Raw genomic sequence first — 19,190 nt, 5'->3', positions numbered from 1 at the left:
TTGCAGTTGTATTTGAAAGAAGATAAAAGATTGTTCGCGTAATCTTTTTTTATTATGTCTATGCGTAATTATAAATTACATCAATTACAAAATGATTACAATTAAAAAGTTTTGTAAAGCATAGTTATTAAAATTAGAGTATTTAGAAGTAAAATATATTTTTTATATGAGTTTGAATGAACTTTATTTTTTAGCATAATTCCAAAATAAACACCTATTAATGAACAAACACCTACAATAGCACCTTGTGTAAAAAGCATGTGTCCACTTAATGAAAGTGAAGTAAACCCAGCAATTGAAGAAAAAATTACAAAGAATAATCCAAGTGCTGTTGCTGCTTTTAAATCATATTTTAAAAAACCTACTAAAATAGGTGTTAATATCACAGAACCACCTACACCAATACTCATAGCAACTAGTCCTGTAAAGAAACCAATAATAAATAAAGTCACTTTACTTTTTGATTTTTGATCGCAGTCATGTTCAGCTGGAGTTATAAATATTTTTATAATAGAATAAACAAGTATTACAATAAATACATATTGAAGTATTTCATTAGAGACGTTTGTTACAATATATCCACTTTGTAAACCTCCAACAAAACCACCAATTCCAATGATTATTCCATCTTTTAGAACTCCTGTTGCTTTTTTAGAGTTTAGAAATGAACCATATATTGATGAAAATACCATCTGCATAATAGAAATAGCAACAGCTTCTTTCATTATAAATCCAGATACTAAAAGCATTGGCACTAAAATCAAACCTCCACCAACACCAAAGAATCCTGATATAAAACCAGTTATAATTCCAAAAGCAGCTAAATCATACATTTTAAAATTTTATTTTCTTATTGAATTCATTGCATTAATGAATTTATTATAATCTTCTTCAAGTTTTTTATCTTTTTGGCTTACATCAATTCCATCTTCTTCTTTTAATGCAGTTTCTAAAACATGAATTCTTTCAATTAAATATTTAAACATCTCTTTATTAATATCAGGTAAATCTGCATGTGCCAATTTACAATTTTTATTATCTCTTTTAAGAATTTTTGCTGGAACTCCAACTGCTGTTGAGTTCTTAGGAACATCACAAACTACTACAGAGTTTGCTCCAACTTTTGAGTTTTTTCCAATAGTAATATTTCCTAAAACTTTTGCACCACTTCCTATTACCGAGTTTGATTTAATAGTAGGATGTCGTTTTCCTTTATCTAAGCTAACACCACCTAGTGTTACACCTTGATATATAAGTACATCATCTTCAATTATTGTAGTTGCTCCAATAACTACACCAATAGCATGGTCAATAAATACACGTCGTCCTATAGTTGCTGCTGGATGTATATCTGTTTTTGTAAATAGTGAAGTAATTCCACCTAAAACTCTAGCTGTTCTTTTCCAGCCTTTTAAATATAGTTTATTTGTAACTCTATGACTCATTATAGCCCAAACACCTGGGTAGTTAAAGAAAAGCTCTAGGTTTGATTCTAATGCAGGGTCATTTAATTTCGGTACATTAAAGTCTTCTTTTATTTGTTTAAAAAATGATATTTTATTTTTATTAATTTCTTTATTACTGTCTATTTCTTTTTCAGAACTGTTCTCTTTAGTCATTATAACTCCAAATTGTTTTTAAGTAAGAATTATCATTTAAATATTTCTCTAGTATTTTGTATGTGTTTATATCTAAATTTTCTTTAAGTCTTTTTTTAATATCACTTGGATCATAATCAATATCTTCTAAAATATCCATAATTGTTTGAGATTCATTAATTTCATCAAACATTACAACTCCATCTTTAAACACTACATTTACTTCAGTTGGATGAGAAAACAAATTATGTTTCATCCCTAAAGTATCTTGATATGCGCCAACATTAAAAAAACCTAGAAAATAATCTTCTTTATTAAGATCAACATCATGTAAATACAAAGGTTTTTTTGAATCAAACGGAAGCTCTCCATCACTATCACATGTGATATCCCATAAAGATGCAGATCTTGTTGGTTTTTTATCAAGATGTGTTAATGGCATTATTGGAAACTCTTGATCTATTCCCCAGTAATCAGGAAGTGATTGGAAGATAGAAAAGTTTATTAGATATTTTTCTTGAATATTTTCATCAAGTTTCTTTAATTCTTCATAATCTTCAACTTCAAGTTGAGATATAGCTTTTTTTATAATCTGGTGAACTAGAACTTCTGCATTTGATCTATCTTGTAAATCAATATAACCTAAATCAAATAGAGTTAATAAGGATTCCATATGATCAATTGCATCATGCATATATTCATAAGATGTTTTCTTAGTCATATGTTTAAATAGTGCATTTAATTCTGTAATTAAAGGAGGATTGTCTTTTTTTAGATTTAAATCTTTTATATTATGTTCAGATGAAAATAATTCTAAAACTGGAGCAATTAAAACTGTTGAAGCTGCAGATATAAATCTTCCTGATTCAGTGAAAATATTTGGTTCATCAACACCTTTTTGTTTAGCAATATCTTTTAATGTAAAGATTACATCACTTGCAAATTCTCTTAATGAATAAAATCTACTTCTTTCATAAGCAGAATATTCAACAGCTAAACCTCCACCTATATTTATATTGTTTAAACTACTAGCACCTAAGTTTTTAAGTTCAGCATAAATATGTCCAGCTTCTCTTAATGCTTTCTTCAAAGGTTTAATAGAATTCATAGCAGAACCAATATGAAAATGAATCATTGTAAGATATTCACTCATATTGTTTGTTGCTATTAATCTATAGGCTTGAAGTATCTCTGTTGAAGTTAATCCAAACTTAGAATTAATACCACCACTTTTTGCCCAAATTCCACTACCTCCACTGTGAAGTCTAACTCTTAATCCAATATTAGGACAAGACAAAGAAGTTTCTTTTTGAACCTCTATTATTGTTTCCAATTCATTAAGACCTTCAATAATAAGTGTTATATTATGGCCTTTTTCTTTAGCAATAAATCCTAAGTGAATCATTTCTTTATCTTTAAAGCCGTTAACTGTTATAGGGGAATTAAGATTATTATATGACATTGCAATGATAAGTTCAGCTTTGCTTCCAGCTTCTAAGCCATAATTAAATTCTTTACCATTTTGTATAAGAGGTTTAACAAACATTGGCAGTTGATTTACCTTTAAAGGGAAAACTGCATTAAAACTTCCATTATATTTATACTCTTTTATACAGTCATTAAAAGTTGAATATAAGGTATTTATTTGCTTATTTGTTATATGTGGAAATCGTAAAAGTAAAGGACCTTTAAAGTCTTGCTCTCTTACTTCTTTTACTATTGATATTAAAGATGGTTTTGAAGCATAATTTATTTTTGCTTCTCCATCTTCAATTATGAAGTTATCATCACTCCAAATATTAATTCCATAATTATTCAATCTAGAATTCCTCTATTTTAATAGTTTTTTCTTCTCTTGTTTCTATATTTTTAACATATATTGTCTGCTCAAGAAGCTCTTTTTCTCCAATTAATGCAACTATGTTTGCACCTGATTTTTCTGCAAGCTTAAAATGCTTACCAAAACCTCTTGGAGTGTATTCTATAATTGTTTTTGTAGTTTTTCTTTTAGAATTAGCAGTTTTTAATACAGTGTTCAATGAAGCTTCATCTAAAGCACCAATATAAACAATATCTTCTTTTGATTCTTGCATTTTTACAAGTTCTAATAATCTTTCAATTCCAATAGCAAAACCAATTCCAGGTGTAGGACGACCTCCAAGGAATTCTACAAGTCTATCGTATCTACCTCCACCAGCAATAGCACTTTGCGCACCAATTTCATTTGATACAAATTCAAAAGCAGTTTTAGAATAGTAGTCTAAACCTCGTACTAAGTTAGTATCAACTTCAAATTCAACGCCATTAAATTCTAAAATTTCTTTTAACTTTTCAAAATCAGTATTACAAGACTCACATAAGTTATGAGTAATTTTAGGAGCATTTACTAATTTTGCTTGGCATGATTCATTTTTACAATCAAGCACTCTAATTGGATTTGTAGTTATTCTTTTTTGACAATCCTCACATAGTTCATCTTTAAAGCCAGTTAAATGTTGTACAAGATTTTCTTTGTATTGAGGCATGCAATTAAGGTCTCCTAGGGAGTTTAACTGTAATTTAAAGCCAATTTTAAAGAAGTCAAGAATATCTTTTATCATCATTATAATATTTGCATCTTCATAAACTGAATCTATACCAAATACTTCACAACCAAACTGATGAAATTCTCTTAATCTTCCTTTTTGAGGTCTTTCATATCTAAACATTGGACCATAATAATACCATCTTTGAGTTCCCCCAGCACGGTCAAGTTTTTTTTCAACAAAATGTCTTACAACACCTGCTGTTCCCTCTGGTCTTAGGCAAACTTCGTGTTCACCTTTATCTGTAAAATTATACATTTCTTTGTTAACAATATCAGAACTTTCACCTACTGATCTTTTAAATAAAGCTGTTTCTTCTAAAATTGGTGTTTCCATATAAGAAAATCCATATTTTTTTGCAATAGCAGAGGCATTATCAACAAAATATGTAAATAATGTACTTTCTTCATTTACAATATCTTTCATTCCTCTAAGACTTTGAATAGTGCCCTTGTTTTCTTGTTTACTCATTTAAAAAATCCTCTATTTGTTTTTCTATTTCTTCAATTTTTAAAGAAGCATCAATAAAAATATGATTAATGCCTAGTTTTGTTATCGTTTGTTTCATTCTATTTTGTATATTGATCAAATAATCAATACCTCTAAGCTCAATAGCATCATTTTCTTTTTGCGATAGTCTATATTTAAGCTCTTGTGGACTTAACTCTAATAAAATTACATGTGTAGGTAAAATATTATTTGTAGCTAATAAATTTAGTTCAATCATTTTTTCTAAAGGAAACAATGATGCATATGCAATACCTGAAATCATAGATCTATCTGAAATAACAGTTTTTTCTTTATTTGTTACTATTACTTCTTCAATATGTTCAGCTCGATCTGCTAAGAATAAGAACATTTCAGCAATTTTTGATTTTGCTTCCCCATTTAAAGCCATTTGCCTAAGTTTTATTCCAATATTTGTACCACCTGGTTCTTTTGTAAAAATTGCATTTTGATGTTTCTTTTGTAAAAGTTCTAATTGTGTTGATTTTCCTGCTGTATCAATACCTTCGACAACTACATACATTTTAAAACTTCTTTAGGTACTAGATGCTGAAATTTACCATCAAATCTTATAATTTCTCTTACAATTGTAGATGAAACAAAAGCATTTTCAAGTGTAGGCATTAGGTATACTGTTTCGATTTTATCGTTTATTGAAGCATTTGCATAACCCATTTGCAGTTCGAACTCAAAATCAGAAACTGCTCGTAAACCTCTAATGATAGTGTTCACATTTAACTGGGTTGCAAGGTCTACAAGCAATGTATCAAAACCTTCAACTCGAACATTTGGAAGATGATGCGTTGCTGCATTTACAAATTCTACTCTTTTTTCATGAGAGAACATAGGCCCTTTTAATTCACTTTGTGCAACTGCTATAATTACTTCATCAAATATATTTGCAGCTCTTGAAATAATATCTAAGTGTCCATTCGTAATTGGGTCAAAAGTCCCACTATATATCGCTTTTTGATGAGATTGTCTTTCTGTAATATTTCTAGGCATTTTTATTTCCATCTTTTATATAAATTATTGTCAATTTTTAATAAATCAAACCATTTTCCTATTAAAAAATTTTCCATTTCTTCTAAGGTTTGTTGGCTTGAATAGTATCCAAGAATAGGAGGAGCTATCGTTACTCCAAGTTTAGATAATTTTAACATATTTTCTAATGCAATTGAATTAAAAGGCATTTCTCTAGGAGCTAAAACAATATCTCTGTTTTCTTTTAGCATTACTGTAAAGGCTCTTGTAATTAGTGAATCAGAAATTCCAACAGAACATTTTGCAAGTGTATTCATTGAACAAGGAATCACTATCATCTTATCTACCTCAAAAGAACCAGATGCAATGGGTGCTGCTATATTGGAGTCTTGAAATATTGTTACATTTTTATAATCTTCAAAAGTTTTTTTTACAGAAATTCCATTTTCTAATTTTAATGCAATTTTTGCACTCTTTGAAAGCACTACAAAAACTTCAATATTTGAAGGAATTTTTTTAACAAAATTAAGTCCTAAACTAGCACCACTAGCTCCTGATATTGCTACAGTAATTTTCATAAGATACCTTTTTTATTTTCTATATGAAAAAAGATATTATCCAAAAATGGCTTTTAATTCAAATTGTATAAGTATATGTGTAAATACATACTATTTAAAAGTAAGATATATCATTAATTTGATTAATTTTTAAGCTTATTTTAATTTGTATCTTGATAACATTATGTATAATATTTAAATATATATAAATAAACACTATGTTTTCTTATATATTAAAAATATACTTTATGTTAAGGAATAAATCATGTCAAATGTTTTTACATATCTTAGATTAAACAAAAATAATGAGAAGTATACACAGGAACAAAAAGATATATTAGATAATTATGTTAATAAACATAAAATTGATATATACAAAAATATTGAAATAGATATTAGTATGCCAAGTGATGAAAAAAACATCCTAGAATTACTTAGAAATTGTGAAAAAAACTCTACAATTATTGTTTCTGATTTGAACGTATTTGGAAGAACAATTGAAACAATTTTAGAGATTGTAAAATTTCTTTTATCTAATAAAATAAAAATATTAGTAGTTAATCAAAACTTAGAATTAGTAGACGATAAAGATATGTTAACTCAAATGATTTTAGGCATGATTTCTATGACTATTAATTTAGAAAAAGACCTTATGAGTTTAAGAACAAAAGAAGCTCTTACTGCTAAAAAACTTTCAGGTGTTAGTTTAGGTAAACCAGTTGGAACAATACAAAAATCTAAGTTTGATAAACAAAGAGATAAAATCGAAGAATTGCTTTCTGTTGGTCTTTCTGTTAGAAAAATTGCAAAACTATTAGGATATAACAATCATATAGGTTTAAATAATTACGTTAAAAAAAGGAACATTAGACAAAATTTGCCTAATACCCTTGATATAGCAAGTTAATTACTATATCAAGGTATATCTGTATTTACTTTCATTTACTTTATATTTAACTAATATTAATTATAGTGATATATACTATTTATAAATAAAATGAGGATATTTAATGACTAATATTTTAATGATTGAAGATGATCCTGAGTTTTCAGTTTTTTTAGGTGAATATTTAGAAAAATATAATATAAAAATTACAAATTATGAAGATCCTTATTTAGGACTTAGTGCTGGGATTTCTTCTTATGATTTATTAATTTTAGACTTAACTCTTCCTGGTATGGATGGTCTTGACGTTTGTAAGGAAATATCATCAAAATATGATATTCCTATTATTATTTCAAGTGCAAGAGCTGATATTACTGATAAGATTATGGGACTGCAAACTGGTGCTGATTATTATTTACCTAAACCTTATGATCCAAAAGAGATGTATGCAGTTATACAAAGCTTATTAAGACGAATTAATAAGAATAATAAACCAGAAGAAGAAAAAAGTAATTTCATTTTAAATAAAATAAAACAAGAAATCACTTTTAAAAATGACGAACTTATTTTAACGCAAGCTGAATATGAGGTTTTAAGTTCATTAATTGAAAATAAAAATGCAATTGTCTCAAGAGAACAAATCGTAAATCAATGTTCAAGTTTAAGTGATAGTTATAGTAAGAGTTTAGATGTAATTATAGGAAGATTACGTAGTAAATTAAATGATAATTCTAAAAATCCTAAATACTTATTTTCGATTCGTAATTTAGGCTATAAGTTAGTACAATGAATTTAAACTCAATAACTAGTAAAATATCTCTTGTTTTTCTTATTTCTATATCTATTTTAATTGCTTTGTTCTTTTTTTATATTGATTATGAAAAGAAACGAAAATATGTTGTTGTCGAAAGATATTATGAAAATATTACAAAATATTTAAAAGAACATAGAATGGATAAATATGATTTGATAAATCATATGAAAAGTTTGCCTTTTGAAATTGTAGAAAAGCCAAAAGAAGTATTGGAAAATAGTAATTCAATTATAATGAAAAGAGAATATGATTTATTAGAATATAAAGATATTTTGTACTTTCATATTAAAACACCTTTCACTCAAGTATTGTTTAAAGATTTAAATATGTACTCATTTTCAAATTATTCTTATATTATTTTTGTTTTTTTATTACTACTTTTGATTTCTTTATATATTTGGTTAATTAGAAGCTTACAACCTTTAAAAGATTTAAAAACAAATATTACAAGTTTCTCTCAAGGTAATTTATCAATAAACTGTAAAAGTGATAAAAAAGATGAAATTGCTGATGTATCAAATGAATTTGATAAAGCAGTGAGAAAAATTGAATTATTACTTAACTCTAGACAATTGTTTTTACGAACAATAATGCATGAACTTAAAACTCCTATTGCAAAAGGACGAATTGTTAGTGAATTAATTGATGATGAGAAACAAAAAGGAAGAATGGTAAATATTTTTAAAAGACTTGATTTTTTAATCAATGATTTTTCAAAAGTAGAACAAGTTGTTTCTCAAAATTATAAAATCACTAAGCAAATCATTTCATTATCATTGATTTTTGATGATGCTTTTAAATCATTATTATTAGAAAATAGTAATGACAAAATATTTTTAAATTTAGAAGAAGAAAAAAAGGTAAAAGCTGATTTATCTTTGATGTCAATGGTATTTAAAAATCTTATTGATAATGCTTTAAGATATTCAAGTGATGGAAAAGTGAAAATTAAACAAAATGAGAATGAAATTATCTTTATTTCAAAGGGAGTTAAACTACAAAAAGACATCAATGAATATTTTAAGCCCTTTCATAATGATGTTGAGTCTAAAAACCATGGAATGGGACTAGGACTTTATATTGTTAAATCTATCTTGAATATGCATAATTATGAGTTTGAATATGAGTATATTGATGATAATAATATATTTAAAATTATAATTAATCATTAAGTTAAACTGCTGATAATTCAAATTATAGTAATATACAAAATATTTATATACATGGAGAAAATATGAAAGTTTTATTAATTAAAGACGTACAAGGTACAGGAAAAGCTGGAGAAGTTAAAGAAGTTAAAGATGGATATGGAAAAAACTTTCTAATTGGAAAAGGTTTAGCTTTACATGCAACAAATGAAGTATTAGCAAAATATAAAGCAGAACAAAAAAGAAAAGAAGCAAAAGAAGCAGAAGAAATTGCAAGCGCAAATGAATTAGCAGAAAAATTAAACTCAACTAAACTTACTATCAAACACAAAATTGGTGCAAATGGACATTTAATTGGTTCTGTTACAAATAAAGAAATTTCTGAAGAATTAAAGAATCAATTTAGTATTGAAGTTGATAAAAAGAATCTTTCATTAGAGAAAAAAATTAAATCGGAAGGTACTTTTACAGTTGATTGTAAATTAGGACATGCAGTTCATGCAAACCTAGAAGTAATAATTATTGGAGAATAATTAGATGTTTGACGCTACTACTATACTTGCATATAAAGGTAAAGATAAAGCTGTAATTGGAGGTGACGGTCAAGTTACTTTTGGTAATACAGTTTTAAAAGGTAATGCTACAAAAATTAGAAAACTTTATAAAGATCAAATTCTTTCAGGTTTCGCTGGAAGTACTGCCGATGCTTTTAATCTTTATGATATGTTTGAAACTCATTTAGAATCAACAAAAGGTGATTTATTAAAAGCTGTTATTGCATTTTCTAAAGAGTGGAGAAAAGATAAAGTCCTAAGACGTTTAGAAGCTATGATGATTGTACTTAATAAAGATCATATTTTTATTTTAAGTGGAAATGGCGATGTAGTTGAACCTGAAGATGGATGTATCGCTTCAATTGGTTCGGGTGGAAATTTTGCAATTTCAGCAGCTAGGGCACTTGCAAAGCATTCAGATTTAGATGAAGAAGCTGTAGTAAAAGAATCACTAATGATTGCAGGTGAACTTTGTATATATACAAATCAAAATATTAAATTATTAAAATTAGAGGATTAAAAAAGTATGGATTTAACACCAAAGCAAATTGTTGCATACTTAGATGATTATATTATTGGACAAAATAATGCTAAAAAAACAATTGCATTAGCTTTACGAAATAGATACAGAAGAATGAAAGTAGAACCAGTTTTACAAGAAGAAATAATGCCTAAAAACATTCTAATGATTGGTAGTACTGGTATTGGAAAAACTGAAATTGCTAGAAGATTAGCAAAAATGATGTCTTTACCTTTTGTAAAAGTTGAAGCTAGTAAATACACTGAAGTTGGATTCGTAGGTCGTGATGTTGAATCTATGATTAGAGATTTAGTATATGAATCAATAAATATAGTAACACGTGAATATGAAGATAAAATTAAAGATAAAATTCAAGATGAAGTTCATAAGAAAATTATAGAAATTTTAGTTCCACCTCTTCCTGATACTGCTAGTGAAAATGCTAAAGAATCTTTTATTAAAACATATAATGTTATGGAAAAGAAACTTTTAGATGGTTCTTTAGATGATAAAAAAATTGAAATAGAAGTTCCTAAAAAAGCTCATGTTGAGATCTTAGATTCGAATATGCCTATGGATATGTCATCAATGCAAGAAAGCCTAAATAAAATGTTAGGTGGACTTAATAAAGACAAAATCAAAAAAGAAGTAAGTATTAAAGATGCAAAAGTTTTATTAAGAGATGAAGCTAGTTCTTCTTTATTAGATGAAGAAGCTATTAAAATTGAAGCAGTTAAAAGAGCTCAAAATGGTGGAATTATATTCTTAGATGAAATTGATAAGATTGCATCAGGAAAAACTAATCAAAACCAAGACCCAAGTAAAGAGGGTGTTCAAAGAGACTTACTTCCAATTGTTGAAGGTAGTTCTGTTCAAACAAAGTTTGGTCAAGTTAAAACTGATCATATTTTATTTATTGCTGCTGGTGCTTTTCATGTATCAAAACCAAGTGATTTATTACCTGAACTTCAAGGAAGATTTCCTTTAAGAGTTGAGTTAGAATCATTAGATGAAGAAGCTTTATATAAAATTTTAACTAATACAAAGAATTCACTATTAAAGCAATATAAAGCATTATTAGCTGTTGAAGAAGTAGACTTAGAATTTGATGATAGTGCAATTAGAGCTTTTGCTAAATATTCTGTAACAGCAAATGAAATGACTGAGGATATTGGTGCTAGACGTCTTCATACTGTTATTGAAAAAGTTATTGAAGATATTTCTTTTGAAGCTGATGAGAAAAAGGGTGAAAAGATAATTGTATCTAAAGATTTAGTTGAAGAAAAACTTGATGAGATTGTAGATAACGAAGATACTGCCCGTTATATTCTATAACTTTGTATTTAATAATTTTTTAGATAGAATACACTATTAAACAAATTTAGGAGATTTTATATGAATATAATTACATTCTGTGAACTAGATGATAACTTATTCAATGATGAACATAAGGTAGAATATTTTCATAGTGGAGTATCACAAGAAGCTGATATTTTTATTATAAATATAGATTCTATTTTTGAATTTGAAGAAAACAAAAGTGAGCATGGAAAAGAAAAGTTCGTTTCAATTGCAATAATTGAAGATGAAACAGATTATGATGCTTTTAAAAATTTTGGAATTGACGCTTGGATTATAGCTTCTGATTTATCTGAAATAAATGGTTTATTAAACTTAGTTGAAAAAAGGTTTTTAGTATAATAATAGATACTCATTGTCACTTAGACAACAAACAATATTATGATGATATTGAAGAAGTAATACAAAATGCACTATCACATGGGGTTAAAGGTTTTTTAATCCCTGGTGCAGATTTTAATGATTTACCACAAGCAATAAAGCTTGCCGAAAAATATGATGAAGTTTTTTTCGCAGTTGGAATTCATCCTTATGATATAGACATGTATGATGAAACTGTTTTAGAAAAATATATAAATCATCCAAAATGTATTGCAGTAGGTGAGTGTGGTTTAGATTATTTTAGGCTTCCAGAAGATGAAGAAGAAAAAATCGCCAATGTTAAAAAACAAAAAGAAGTTTTTATTGCACAAATAGAGTTTGCAAAAAAAGTAAAAAAACCTTTAATTGTTCATGTAAGAGAGGCTTCAAATGACTCTAGACAAATTCTAATGGATTATAACGCAAAAGAAGTTGGTGGTGTTTTACACTGCTTTAATGCAAGTGAACATTTACTTCCTTTAAGTGAACATAACTTTTATTTTGGAATTGGTGGAGTTGTAACTTTTAAAAATGCAAAGAAACTAGTTGCCATCCTCCCTAAAATTCCTCAAGATAAATTAATTATAGAAACAGATGGTCCTTACCTTACTCCACATCCTTTTAGAGGTAAAAGAAATGAACCATATTATACAGTTTTTGTAGCTGATAAGATGGCTGAAATTCTTGAAATATCAAGAGAAGAAATAGAAACAATTACTACAAAAAATGCAATTAAATTATTTAAAGAGTTTTCTAGTCTATCTTAGATAAAATATCTATAATATACTAAAGATAGGAATTTACTTGAATAAAATATTACTAATTGTATTTTTATGTTTAGCTTCTATTTTTACTAGCGCAAATGCTTTAAATTTTAATAAAAAAGATTATGAAGTTTTAAAAGACTTAAACTTAGAAAAATCTTTTACTCATGATGAACATCTTCAAGACTTATATAATAAATTATCAGATAGAAATCATTTTCATATTTATAAAAGAAATTTAAAAAATTCATCTATTTATATATCGAAAATAAAAGAAGTTTTAAACCAAGAAGGATTACCTTCAAGTTTTTTATATCTTTCTATGGCAGAGTCAAATTTTAAATTAGATGTAAGGTCTTCTACTGGAGCATTAGGTTTATGGCAATTTATGCCAAGTACTGCAAAAATTTATAATTTACGAAATGATGAATATGTTGATGAAAGATTAGACTTTGTTAAATCAACACATGCTGCTTCAAAATACTTAAAACATCACCATAAAAGATTTGATAAATGGTATTTAGCAATACTTGCTTATAATTGTGGTGAAGGAAGAGTAATTGAAGCAATTACACGTGCAAGCATTGACAAATATATTAGAATTTATCCAAACAAAGAAAATAGTAAAAAGATAAAAGACTATAGAAAAACAATTAAAGAATATTTAAGAACAAAAAAAGATTTTTATAAAATTAATAAAATTTATAAAAAGATTAAAAAATTAAATATTCCTTTAACAGCAAGAGACCTTTTAACAGTTCAAAGCAATTTAGACAGACAATATCTTCCAAGAGAAAGTAGAGCATATTTACGAAAAATTGTTGTTCTTTCAATGATTGCAAATAGAAATTTCTTAAAAAAGGGATATATCTTTGATAGAGATATAAACTCTACTTTAACAACTGTAAAAGCAAAAGGTGGCTTACATTTAAGAAGTATTGCAAGTGTTTTAAATATGAAGTTTTCAACATTAGCAAAAATGAATTTACATATCAAACAATATATAATTCCTAGTGATGTAAAAAAATATGATATCAATATTCCTTATTTAAAATTAGAAAGATATAATAAAAATAAAAATAAGATTAGAAGTGATTCTTATGTAATATATCGTGTTAAAAAAGGTGATACTTTATCTAGTATTGGTAATAAGTTTAAAGTAAAGTATTCTTTTATTAAAAAGTTTAATGAATTAAAAACAAATAAACTATCATTAAAACAAAAATTAGTAATACCAATTTATAATAATAAAGTAAAAAAAGTTAGTAAAAAATATAAAAGACAAATATATAAAGTAAAAAATGGAGATTCTCTAAGTGGAATTTCTTATAGATTTAAAGTAAGTATAAAAAAGCTAAAAAAAGATAATAAGTTAAAATCAAATAAAATAAAAGTTGGAGATAAAATTGCAATATATAAATAAGTTTTTTAAATATGGTTTGACAACAGGTTTATTAGCTGGAGCACTTTTAATAACAGGTTGTTCATCTAAAAAGCATGTAGTAAATAGATCAGATATTAATAAAATATATAAAGATACATCAAATAGTAATATTAGAAATTCAAAAGCAATGCATAGAGCAACATTACGTCCATATACAGTTTTTGGTGAAAAGTATTATCCTTTTATTCCAAATATTGATGATGAATTTAGAGGAATTGCTTCTTGGTATGGGCCAAACTTTCATGCTAAAAAAACCTCAAATGGTGAAACTTATAATATGTATGATTTAACAGCTGCTCATAAAACATTACCTATGAATACTGTTGTAAGAGTTGATAATCTTGAGAATGGGAAAAGTGTAATTGTAAGAGTAAATGATAGAGGACCTTTTGTTGATGGAAGAATCATAGATTTATCAAATACAGCTGCTCATGAAATTGATATGGTTAGAAAAGGAACTGCAAGAGTAAAAGTTACAGTTTTAGGATATAATGGGGAAATACAAAATTATAATGCACCTGTTAAACAAGCATATAAAAAAGTAGCAAAACCTAGAAAAGTTGTTCAAAAAATAAAGCCTATTGCTCCTATTCAAATAAAAGAAGAAACTTTAGTTAATGATAATTTTAATATACAAGTGGGAGCTTTTTCTAAACTTGATGGTGCAATAACAACAAAAAGAAAATATGAAAGTATTTTAAATAATCAATATAAAGTAGATATTGTAAAAGTAGTTTCAAATGATAGGTTTTTGCATAAAGTATTGATTAGAGGGTTTAACTCTCGTAATCAAGCACAAATGTTTAAAGATTTAAATGGCTTAAATAATGCAGTTATAATTAGAAGATAGGGTTAAAAATGGTAGAACAAAATAGAAAAACAAAAGAAACAGATATCAAATGTAAGTTAGATATAAATGGAACTGGTAAATCTAATATTAATACAGGAGTTGGCTTCTTTGATCATATGTTAGAAGCTCTTTCTAAGCATAGTGGAATGGATTTAGAATTATCTTGTAAAGGTGATTTACATATTGATGCACACCACACAGTAGAAGATTGTGGAATTGTAATGGGGAAAGCTTTAAAACAAGAAATCTTTCCAATACAAGCAGTTGAAAGATATGGTAATGCAACTGTTGTAATGGATGAAGCAGCAACTACATGTGCATTAGATTTATCAAATAGACCATATTTAGTTTATGATGTAAATGTAAGTGGTAAGGTTGGAGATTTTGATGTTGAATTAGCTGAGGAATTTTTTCATGCATTAAGTGGAAATGCTGGATTAACTGTTCATATTATTCAAGATAGAGGAAGAAATAAACATCATATTTTAGAAGCATCATTTAAAGCTTTTGCAGTTGCTTTAAGACGTGCACTAGTTAAAAATGAAAGATTAGGAATCCCTAGTACTAAGGGTGTTTTATGATTGAATTAATTGTACTTGATGTTGATGGAACTTTGACAAATGGTCAGATTACTTATACAAATAATGGTGATGAATTAAAATCTTTTGATGTTGCAGATGGTTTAGCTATTGCTACTTGGACAAAAAAACTTGGCAAGAAAGCTGCGATTATTACAGGAAGAAACTCTTTAATAGTTGAAAGACGAGCTGGGGATTTAAAAATTGAACACCTACACCAAGGAATTCATAATAAAGATGAAGTACTTCAAAGTATTTTAGATAAAGAAGAACTTTCATGGAATCAAGTTGCAGCAATTGGTGATGATTTAAATGATTATAAAATGCTTAAAAAAGCTGGTTTATCATTTACTCCTGCAAATGGAACGCAATACTTAAAAGAGTTTGTAAATGTAGTTTGTACAGCCCCTGGTGGAAGTGGAGCTGTTAGAGAAATGATTGAATACATTTGTAAAGAAGATGGTATAGAAGAGGATTTTTTAAACGCATGGATATAAAACTTTTCAATTATTCATTACTTATCTTGGCTGCAGGTGCATATTTTATACCTGTAGATAATGTAATAAAAGATGATGATAGTAAAGACATCCCTTTAGTAATATTTGAAAAACCAATTATGCATACTTTAAATGAGCAAAATGTTTCAAGAACAGTAAATGCAAGTCATGTCATTAGATATAAAACACGAGATGAAATGTTTGATGCAGATGTTTTTTTACGTAATAACTTAAAAGAAAAAAATTTTAAAATAGAAACTTTAAAAGCACAAGTTATTATTAAAAAAGGTGATGATTTAACTTTAAGAAGAGATGTTAAATATAAAAGAGATGATTTTATAACTTTAAATACTAATGAATTAAATTATAATTTAAAAACACGATTAGCTCAAAATAGTGTAGCTTATGATGGTAATTATTATAATAACTATGTAAAGGGTACAAATTTATATTTAGATGCTTTTAATAGTAATATGAAGTCAGACAATATACATTTTGAAATTGAAGTAAAAAATAAAAAATAAAGGTAAAAAATGAAACTTGTATTAAGTTTATTAATGTTTTCGACATTTTTATTAGCACAAACGCAACAGCTTATTATTGATGCAAAAAACTTTGAGGCAAATGATAAAAAAGGTATTTCTGTATTTACAGGAAATGTAAAAATCCAAATGGGAAAAGATAAATTAAACGCACAAAAAGTTGAAATGTTTTTTGTAAATAGAAAAGGAAGTACAAACAAAGTTCCTTCAAAATATATAGCAACAGGAAAAGTAGATTTTGAAATAGTTACAGATACAAAACATTACGTGGGAAATGGTGATAAAATTATATATTCTCCATTAAAACAAGAATATACTGTAATGGGAAATGGATTTTTACAAGAGAAAAATGATGATAGAAAAATTTATGGTGATAAAATTTATGTAAATCAATTATCAGGTGAAGCCAAAGTTAATGGAAGTGATAAAAAACCTGTTAGATTTATCATAAATGTTGAGCGTGGCTCAGAAAAATAAGGATAATATTAAATGAGAATAGTTGAAGCAAACTTTATGGAGTCAGCTCAAAGTATACAAGACTCTCCAAGCCCAGACAAAGCTGAAGTAGCTTTTTTAGGTAGATCAAACGTAGGTAAATCTTCTTTACTAAATACATTAACAAATAGAAAAGGTTTAGCTAAATCATCTTCTACTCCTGGAAAAACACAGCTAATAAACTACTTTAATATTAAGTTTAAAACAGATAAAGAAGCAATGCCTTTTTTATATGCAAGGTTTGTTGATTTACCAGGCTTTGGTTATGCGAAAGTTTCAAAAAGCTTAAAAAGAGATTGGAATAGTAATTTAACTGGATATTTAGAACAAAGACCATGTTTACAAATTTTTGTACATTTAATTGATTCTAGACATATTGGATTAGAAATTGATAAAAATGTTGATGAGTTTTTAAAAGCAACAAAAAGAGGTGATCAAATTATCATCAATGCTTTTACAAAAATTGACAAATTAAAAAAGAATGATTTGCAAAAATTAAAAAGAAATAATCCTGACGGTATATTTATTTCTAACTTAAAAAAACAAGGTGTAATTGACCTTCAAAATAAAATTACGGAGTACTTATTTGGAAATTAAGTTTTATAAGCCAAATGTTACTGATATTCCTGCTATGCAAGAGCTAGTAAAAGCAGAAGTTGAAAACGGTAATATTCTTTTACGAACAGAAGATGAAATGGCAAATACTATTAGATCTTATATTATTGTGCAAGTAGATGGTAAAATTGCAGGATTTACTGCTTTACATATACATTCTGCAAGATTAGCAGAAGTAAGAAGTTTAGTTGTATCAAAACAATATAGAGGTTTTGAACTTGGAAATAAACTTGTTGATGAATGTATTAAAGAAGCAAAAGAGTATAAATTAGAGCAAGTACTATCCTTAACATATGCAAAAAGCTTTTTTGAAAAATCTGGTTTTAGAGTAATTGAAAAAGAAGCAATTCCAGAACATAAAATCTGGGCAGATTGTATTAGATGTAAACATTTCCCAATTTGTGACGAAATTGCGATGGTTTTTGATCTTTGAAAAACCAAATAATTAGAGAAATTTATAAATTTTTCTAATTATTAAATTCTACAACATATAAAAACATTTTTTTTGTAAAATTTAAAACCTTAAAATAATATTAAAGTATAATTTACAAGTTTAGCCTTTTTTTAAATTGTGTATAAAAATCATAATAACTTTATAACTAACATACATATCATTAAATTTCATATTATATTATTTAAATAAAAAAATAATTGTAGTATTATTAAAGATAATAATTTTTAATAGGAGAAACTATGAGATTTGTAATATTATGTTTGATTATGTTTTCTATATTAAATGCAAGTGATTTAACTAAAGGTAATCATGAATATATAAAACAGAATTATAATGAAGCTAGAGAACTATATAAAAATTCTTGTGATGAGAACAGATATGTAGCTTGTTATAATTTAGCTCTTTTATATCAAAATGGGAAAAGTGTAAAACAAGATTATAATAAAGCTGCCAAATTATATCAAAAAGCTTGTGATGGTGGAGATGTTTATAATAGTTGTTATAATTTAGCTTTACTTTACGCAAAAGGAAAAGGTCTAAAAACTGATTATATTAAAGCAAGTAAGTTATATTTAAAAGCTTGTGAGGGAGATGTTTTTAGAGGCTGTCATAATGCTGCATATTTATTTGAAAAAGGTATCGGTGCTGTTAAGCAAGATTATTCAAAAGCGATTTCTTTATATGACAAAGCATGCGAAGGCGGTTTATCTCAAGCTTGTATGAACTTAGGTGTTTTATATAAACATGGACGAGGTATAGAACAAAATTATAAAAAAGCTAAAATTCTTTATGAAAAAGCATGTCTTGATGGAGTATCGATAAGTTGTTATAATTTAGGACTTTTATATGCAAAAGGTTTAGGAGTTACAAAAGATATAATTAAAGCCAACAAACTGTATAAAATTGGTTGTGATGGTGGCTTTGGTAATAGTTGTATGAATTTAGGTGTATCTTATTATGAAGGAAGAGGTATTTCTAAAAATAAAACAACTGCTAAAAACTTATTTAAACAAGCTTGCTCTTATGGATATGAGAAAGCTTGTAAATATTATGAAGTTCTAAGTAAAGAAGGTTTTTAA

Annotated in this window: 24 protein-coding genes; 17 read left to right on the top strand and 7 right to left on the bottom strand. The window is 26.7% G+C overall.

Annotated elements, in window-relative coordinates; all coding sequences use genetic code 11:
• Positions 1 to 101: 101 nt before the first annotated feature.
• From LPB137_RS08920 to LPB137_RS08890, 7 genes are read right to left on the bottom strand one after another with little or no spacing between them, the layout of a single operon-like run.
• Entirely contained in the window at positions 102 to 833 is a 732-nt protein-coding gene (locus LPB137_RS08920) for a sulfite exporter TauE/SafE family protein (protein WP_076087198.1), read from the bottom strand.
• A gap of 9 nt (positions 834 to 842) precedes the next feature.
• Positions 843 to 1,619: a serine O-acetyltransferase gene (cysE, locus tag LPB137_RS08915; protein WP_083657211.1), complete on the bottom strand. Its 777-nt coding sequence runs from the start codon at positions 1,617 to 1,619 to the stop codon at positions 843 to 845.
• Positions 1,612 to 3,417, bottom strand: a complete 1,806-nt coding sequence (speA, locus tag LPB137_RS08910) for a biosynthetic arginine decarboxylase (protein WP_076087196.1) — start codon at positions 3,415 to 3,417, stop codon at positions 1,612 to 1,614. Before speA ends, cysE begins: the two co-directional genes overlap by 8 nt.
• A 1-nt stretch (position 3,418) precedes the next feature.
• Positions 3,419 to 4,654, bottom strand: coding sequence for a histidine--tRNA ligase (gene hisS, locus LPB137_RS08905; RefSeq protein ID WP_076087195.1), 1,236 nt, complete (start codon positions 4,652 to 4,654; stop codon positions 3,419 to 3,421).
• Entirely contained in the window at positions 4,647 to 5,213 is a 567-nt protein-coding gene (tmk, locus tag LPB137_RS08900) for a dTMP kinase (RefSeq protein ID WP_076087193.1), read from the bottom strand. The genes hisS and tmk overlap by 8 nt, the downstream gene beginning before the upstream one ends.
• Positions 5,204 to 5,695: a pantetheine-phosphate adenylyltransferase gene (gene coaD / locus LPB137_RS08895; protein ID WP_076087191.1), complete on the bottom strand. Its 492-nt coding sequence runs from the start codon at positions 5,693 to 5,695 to the stop codon at positions 5,204 to 5,206. Before coaD ends, tmk begins: the two co-directional genes overlap by 10 nt.
• A 2-nt stretch (positions 5,696 to 5,697) precedes the next feature.
• Positions 5,698 to 6,252, bottom strand: coding sequence for a UbiX family flavin prenyltransferase (locus LPB137_RS08890; RefSeq protein ID WP_076087188.1), 555 nt, complete (start codon positions 6,250 to 6,252; stop codon positions 5,698 to 5,700).
• 244 nt (positions 6,253 to 6,496) lie between these two features.
• On the opposite strand from LPB137_RS08890, the gene LPB137_RS08885 reads away from it, so the two are divergent.
• From LPB137_RS08885 to LPB137_RS08805, 17 genes are all read left to right on the top strand, one after another.
• A complete protein-coding gene (locus tag LPB137_RS08885; RefSeq protein WP_076087186.1) occupies positions 6,497 to 7,138 on the top strand; it encodes a recombinase family protein in 642 nt (213 codons plus the stop codon).
• A 103-nt stretch (positions 7,139 to 7,241) separates the two neighbouring features.
• Entirely contained in the window at positions 7,242 to 7,907 is a 666-nt protein-coding gene (locus tag LPB137_RS08880; RefSeq protein ID WP_076087184.1) for a response regulator transcription factor, read from the top strand.
• Positions 7,904 to 9,103: an ArsS family sensor histidine kinase gene (locus LPB137_RS08875; RefSeq protein ID WP_076087182.1), complete on the top strand. Its 1,200-nt coding sequence runs from the start codon at positions 7,904 to 7,906 to the stop codon at positions 9,101 to 9,103. The genes LPB137_RS08880 and LPB137_RS08875 overlap by 4 nt, the downstream gene beginning before the upstream one ends.
• A gap of 62 nt (positions 9,104 to 9,165) precedes the next feature.
• Complete coding sequence (gene rplI, locus LPB137_RS08870) at positions 9,166 to 9,612, top strand: 50S ribosomal protein L9 (protein WP_076087180.1); 447 nt, start codon at positions 9,166 to 9,168, stop codon at positions 9,610 to 9,612.
• Between the two features lie 4 nt (positions 9,613 to 9,616).
• A complete protein-coding gene (hslV, locus tag LPB137_RS08865; protein WP_076087178.1) occupies positions 9,617 to 10,153 on the top strand; it encodes an ATP-dependent protease subunit HslV in 537 nt (178 codons plus the stop codon).
• 6 nt (positions 10,154 to 10,159) lie between these two features.
• A complete protein-coding gene (hslU, locus tag LPB137_RS08860) occupies positions 10,160 to 11,488 on the top strand; it encodes an ATP-dependent protease ATPase subunit HslU (RefSeq protein WP_076087176.1) in 1,329 nt (442 codons plus the stop codon).
• Positions 11,489 to 11,548: 60 nt separating this feature from the next.
• The gene (locus LPB137_RS08855; protein WP_076087174.1) at positions 11,549 to 11,854 is read left to right on the top strand and encodes a hypothetical protein; all 306 of its coding nucleotides are present in this window, start codon (positions 11,549 to 11,551) and stop codon (positions 11,852 to 11,854) included.
• Positions 11,851 to 12,639 carry a TatD family hydrolase gene (locus LPB137_RS08850; protein ID WP_076087172.1) on the top strand — a complete coding sequence of 263 codons (789 nt, stop codon included), beginning with the start codon at positions 11,851 to 11,853 and terminating at the stop codon, positions 12,637 to 12,639. Before LPB137_RS08855 ends, LPB137_RS08850 begins: the two co-directional genes overlap by 4 nt.
• A gap of 37 nt (positions 12,640 to 12,676) precedes the next feature.
• Positions 12,677 to 14,059 carry a lytic transglycosylase domain-containing protein gene (locus LPB137_RS08845; protein WP_076087170.1) on the top strand — a complete coding sequence of 461 codons (1,383 nt, stop codon included), beginning with the start codon at positions 12,677 to 12,679 and terminating at the stop codon, positions 14,057 to 14,059.
• Positions 14,043 to 14,930 (top strand): septal ring lytic transglycosylase RlpA family protein, encoded by an 888-nt coding sequence (locus tag LPB137_RS08840; RefSeq protein ID WP_076087167.1) that lies wholly within the window; start codon positions 14,043 to 14,045, stop codon positions 14,928 to 14,930. The genes LPB137_RS08845 and LPB137_RS08840 overlap by 17 nt, the downstream gene beginning before the upstream one ends.
• 8 nt (positions 14,931 to 14,938) lie before the next feature.
• On the top strand, positions 14,939 to 15,511 hold the full coding sequence (gene hisB / locus LPB137_RS08835; protein ID WP_076087165.1) for an imidazoleglycerol-phosphate dehydratase HisB: 573 nt from the start codon (positions 14,939 to 14,941) through the stop codon (positions 15,509 to 15,511).
• Positions 15,508 to 16,005 carry a KdsC family phosphatase gene (locus LPB137_RS08830; RefSeq protein WP_076087163.1) on the top strand — a complete coding sequence of 166 codons (498 nt, stop codon included), beginning with the start codon at positions 15,508 to 15,510 and terminating at the stop codon, positions 16,003 to 16,005. Before hisB ends, LPB137_RS08830 begins: the two co-directional genes overlap by 4 nt.
• Complete coding sequence (locus LPB137_RS08825) at positions 15,996 to 16,529, top strand: LPS export ABC transporter periplasmic protein LptC (protein ID WP_076087161.1); 534 nt, start codon at positions 15,996 to 15,998, stop codon at positions 16,527 to 16,529. The genes LPB137_RS08830 and LPB137_RS08825 overlap by 10 nt, the downstream gene beginning before the upstream one ends.
• 9 nt (positions 16,530 to 16,538) lie before the next feature.
• Positions 16,539 to 17,024 (top strand): lipopolysaccharide transport periplasmic protein LptA, encoded by a 486-nt coding sequence (lptA, locus tag LPB137_RS08820; protein ID WP_076087159.1) that lies wholly within the window; start codon positions 16,539 to 16,541, stop codon positions 17,022 to 17,024.
• 12 nt (positions 17,025 to 17,036) lie between these two features.
• Positions 17,037 to 17,639 (top strand): ribosome biogenesis GTP-binding protein YihA/YsxC, encoded by a 603-nt coding sequence (yihA, locus tag LPB137_RS08815; RefSeq protein WP_076087156.1) that lies wholly within the window; start codon positions 17,037 to 17,039, stop codon positions 17,637 to 17,639.
• The gene (locus LPB137_RS08810; protein WP_076087154.1) at positions 17,629 to 18,090 is read left to right on the top strand and encodes an N-acetyltransferase; all 462 of its coding nucleotides are present in this window, start codon (positions 17,629 to 17,631) and stop codon (positions 18,088 to 18,090) included. Before yihA ends, LPB137_RS08810 begins: the two co-directional genes overlap by 11 nt.
• Positions 18,091 to 18,350: 260 nt before the next feature.
• A complete protein-coding gene (locus LPB137_RS08805; protein ID WP_076087152.1) occupies positions 18,351 to 19,190 on the top strand; it encodes an SEL1-like repeat protein in 840 nt (279 codons plus the stop codon).

Source organism: Poseidonibacter parvus (assembly GCF_001956695.1).
Classification (GTDB): Bacteria; Campylobacterota; Campylobacteria; order Campylobacterales; family Arcobacteraceae; genus Poseidonibacter; species Poseidonibacter parvus.
Note: the sequence above shows the minus strand (reverse complement) of the source record. Positions and strands in the feature narration are given on the sequence as shown.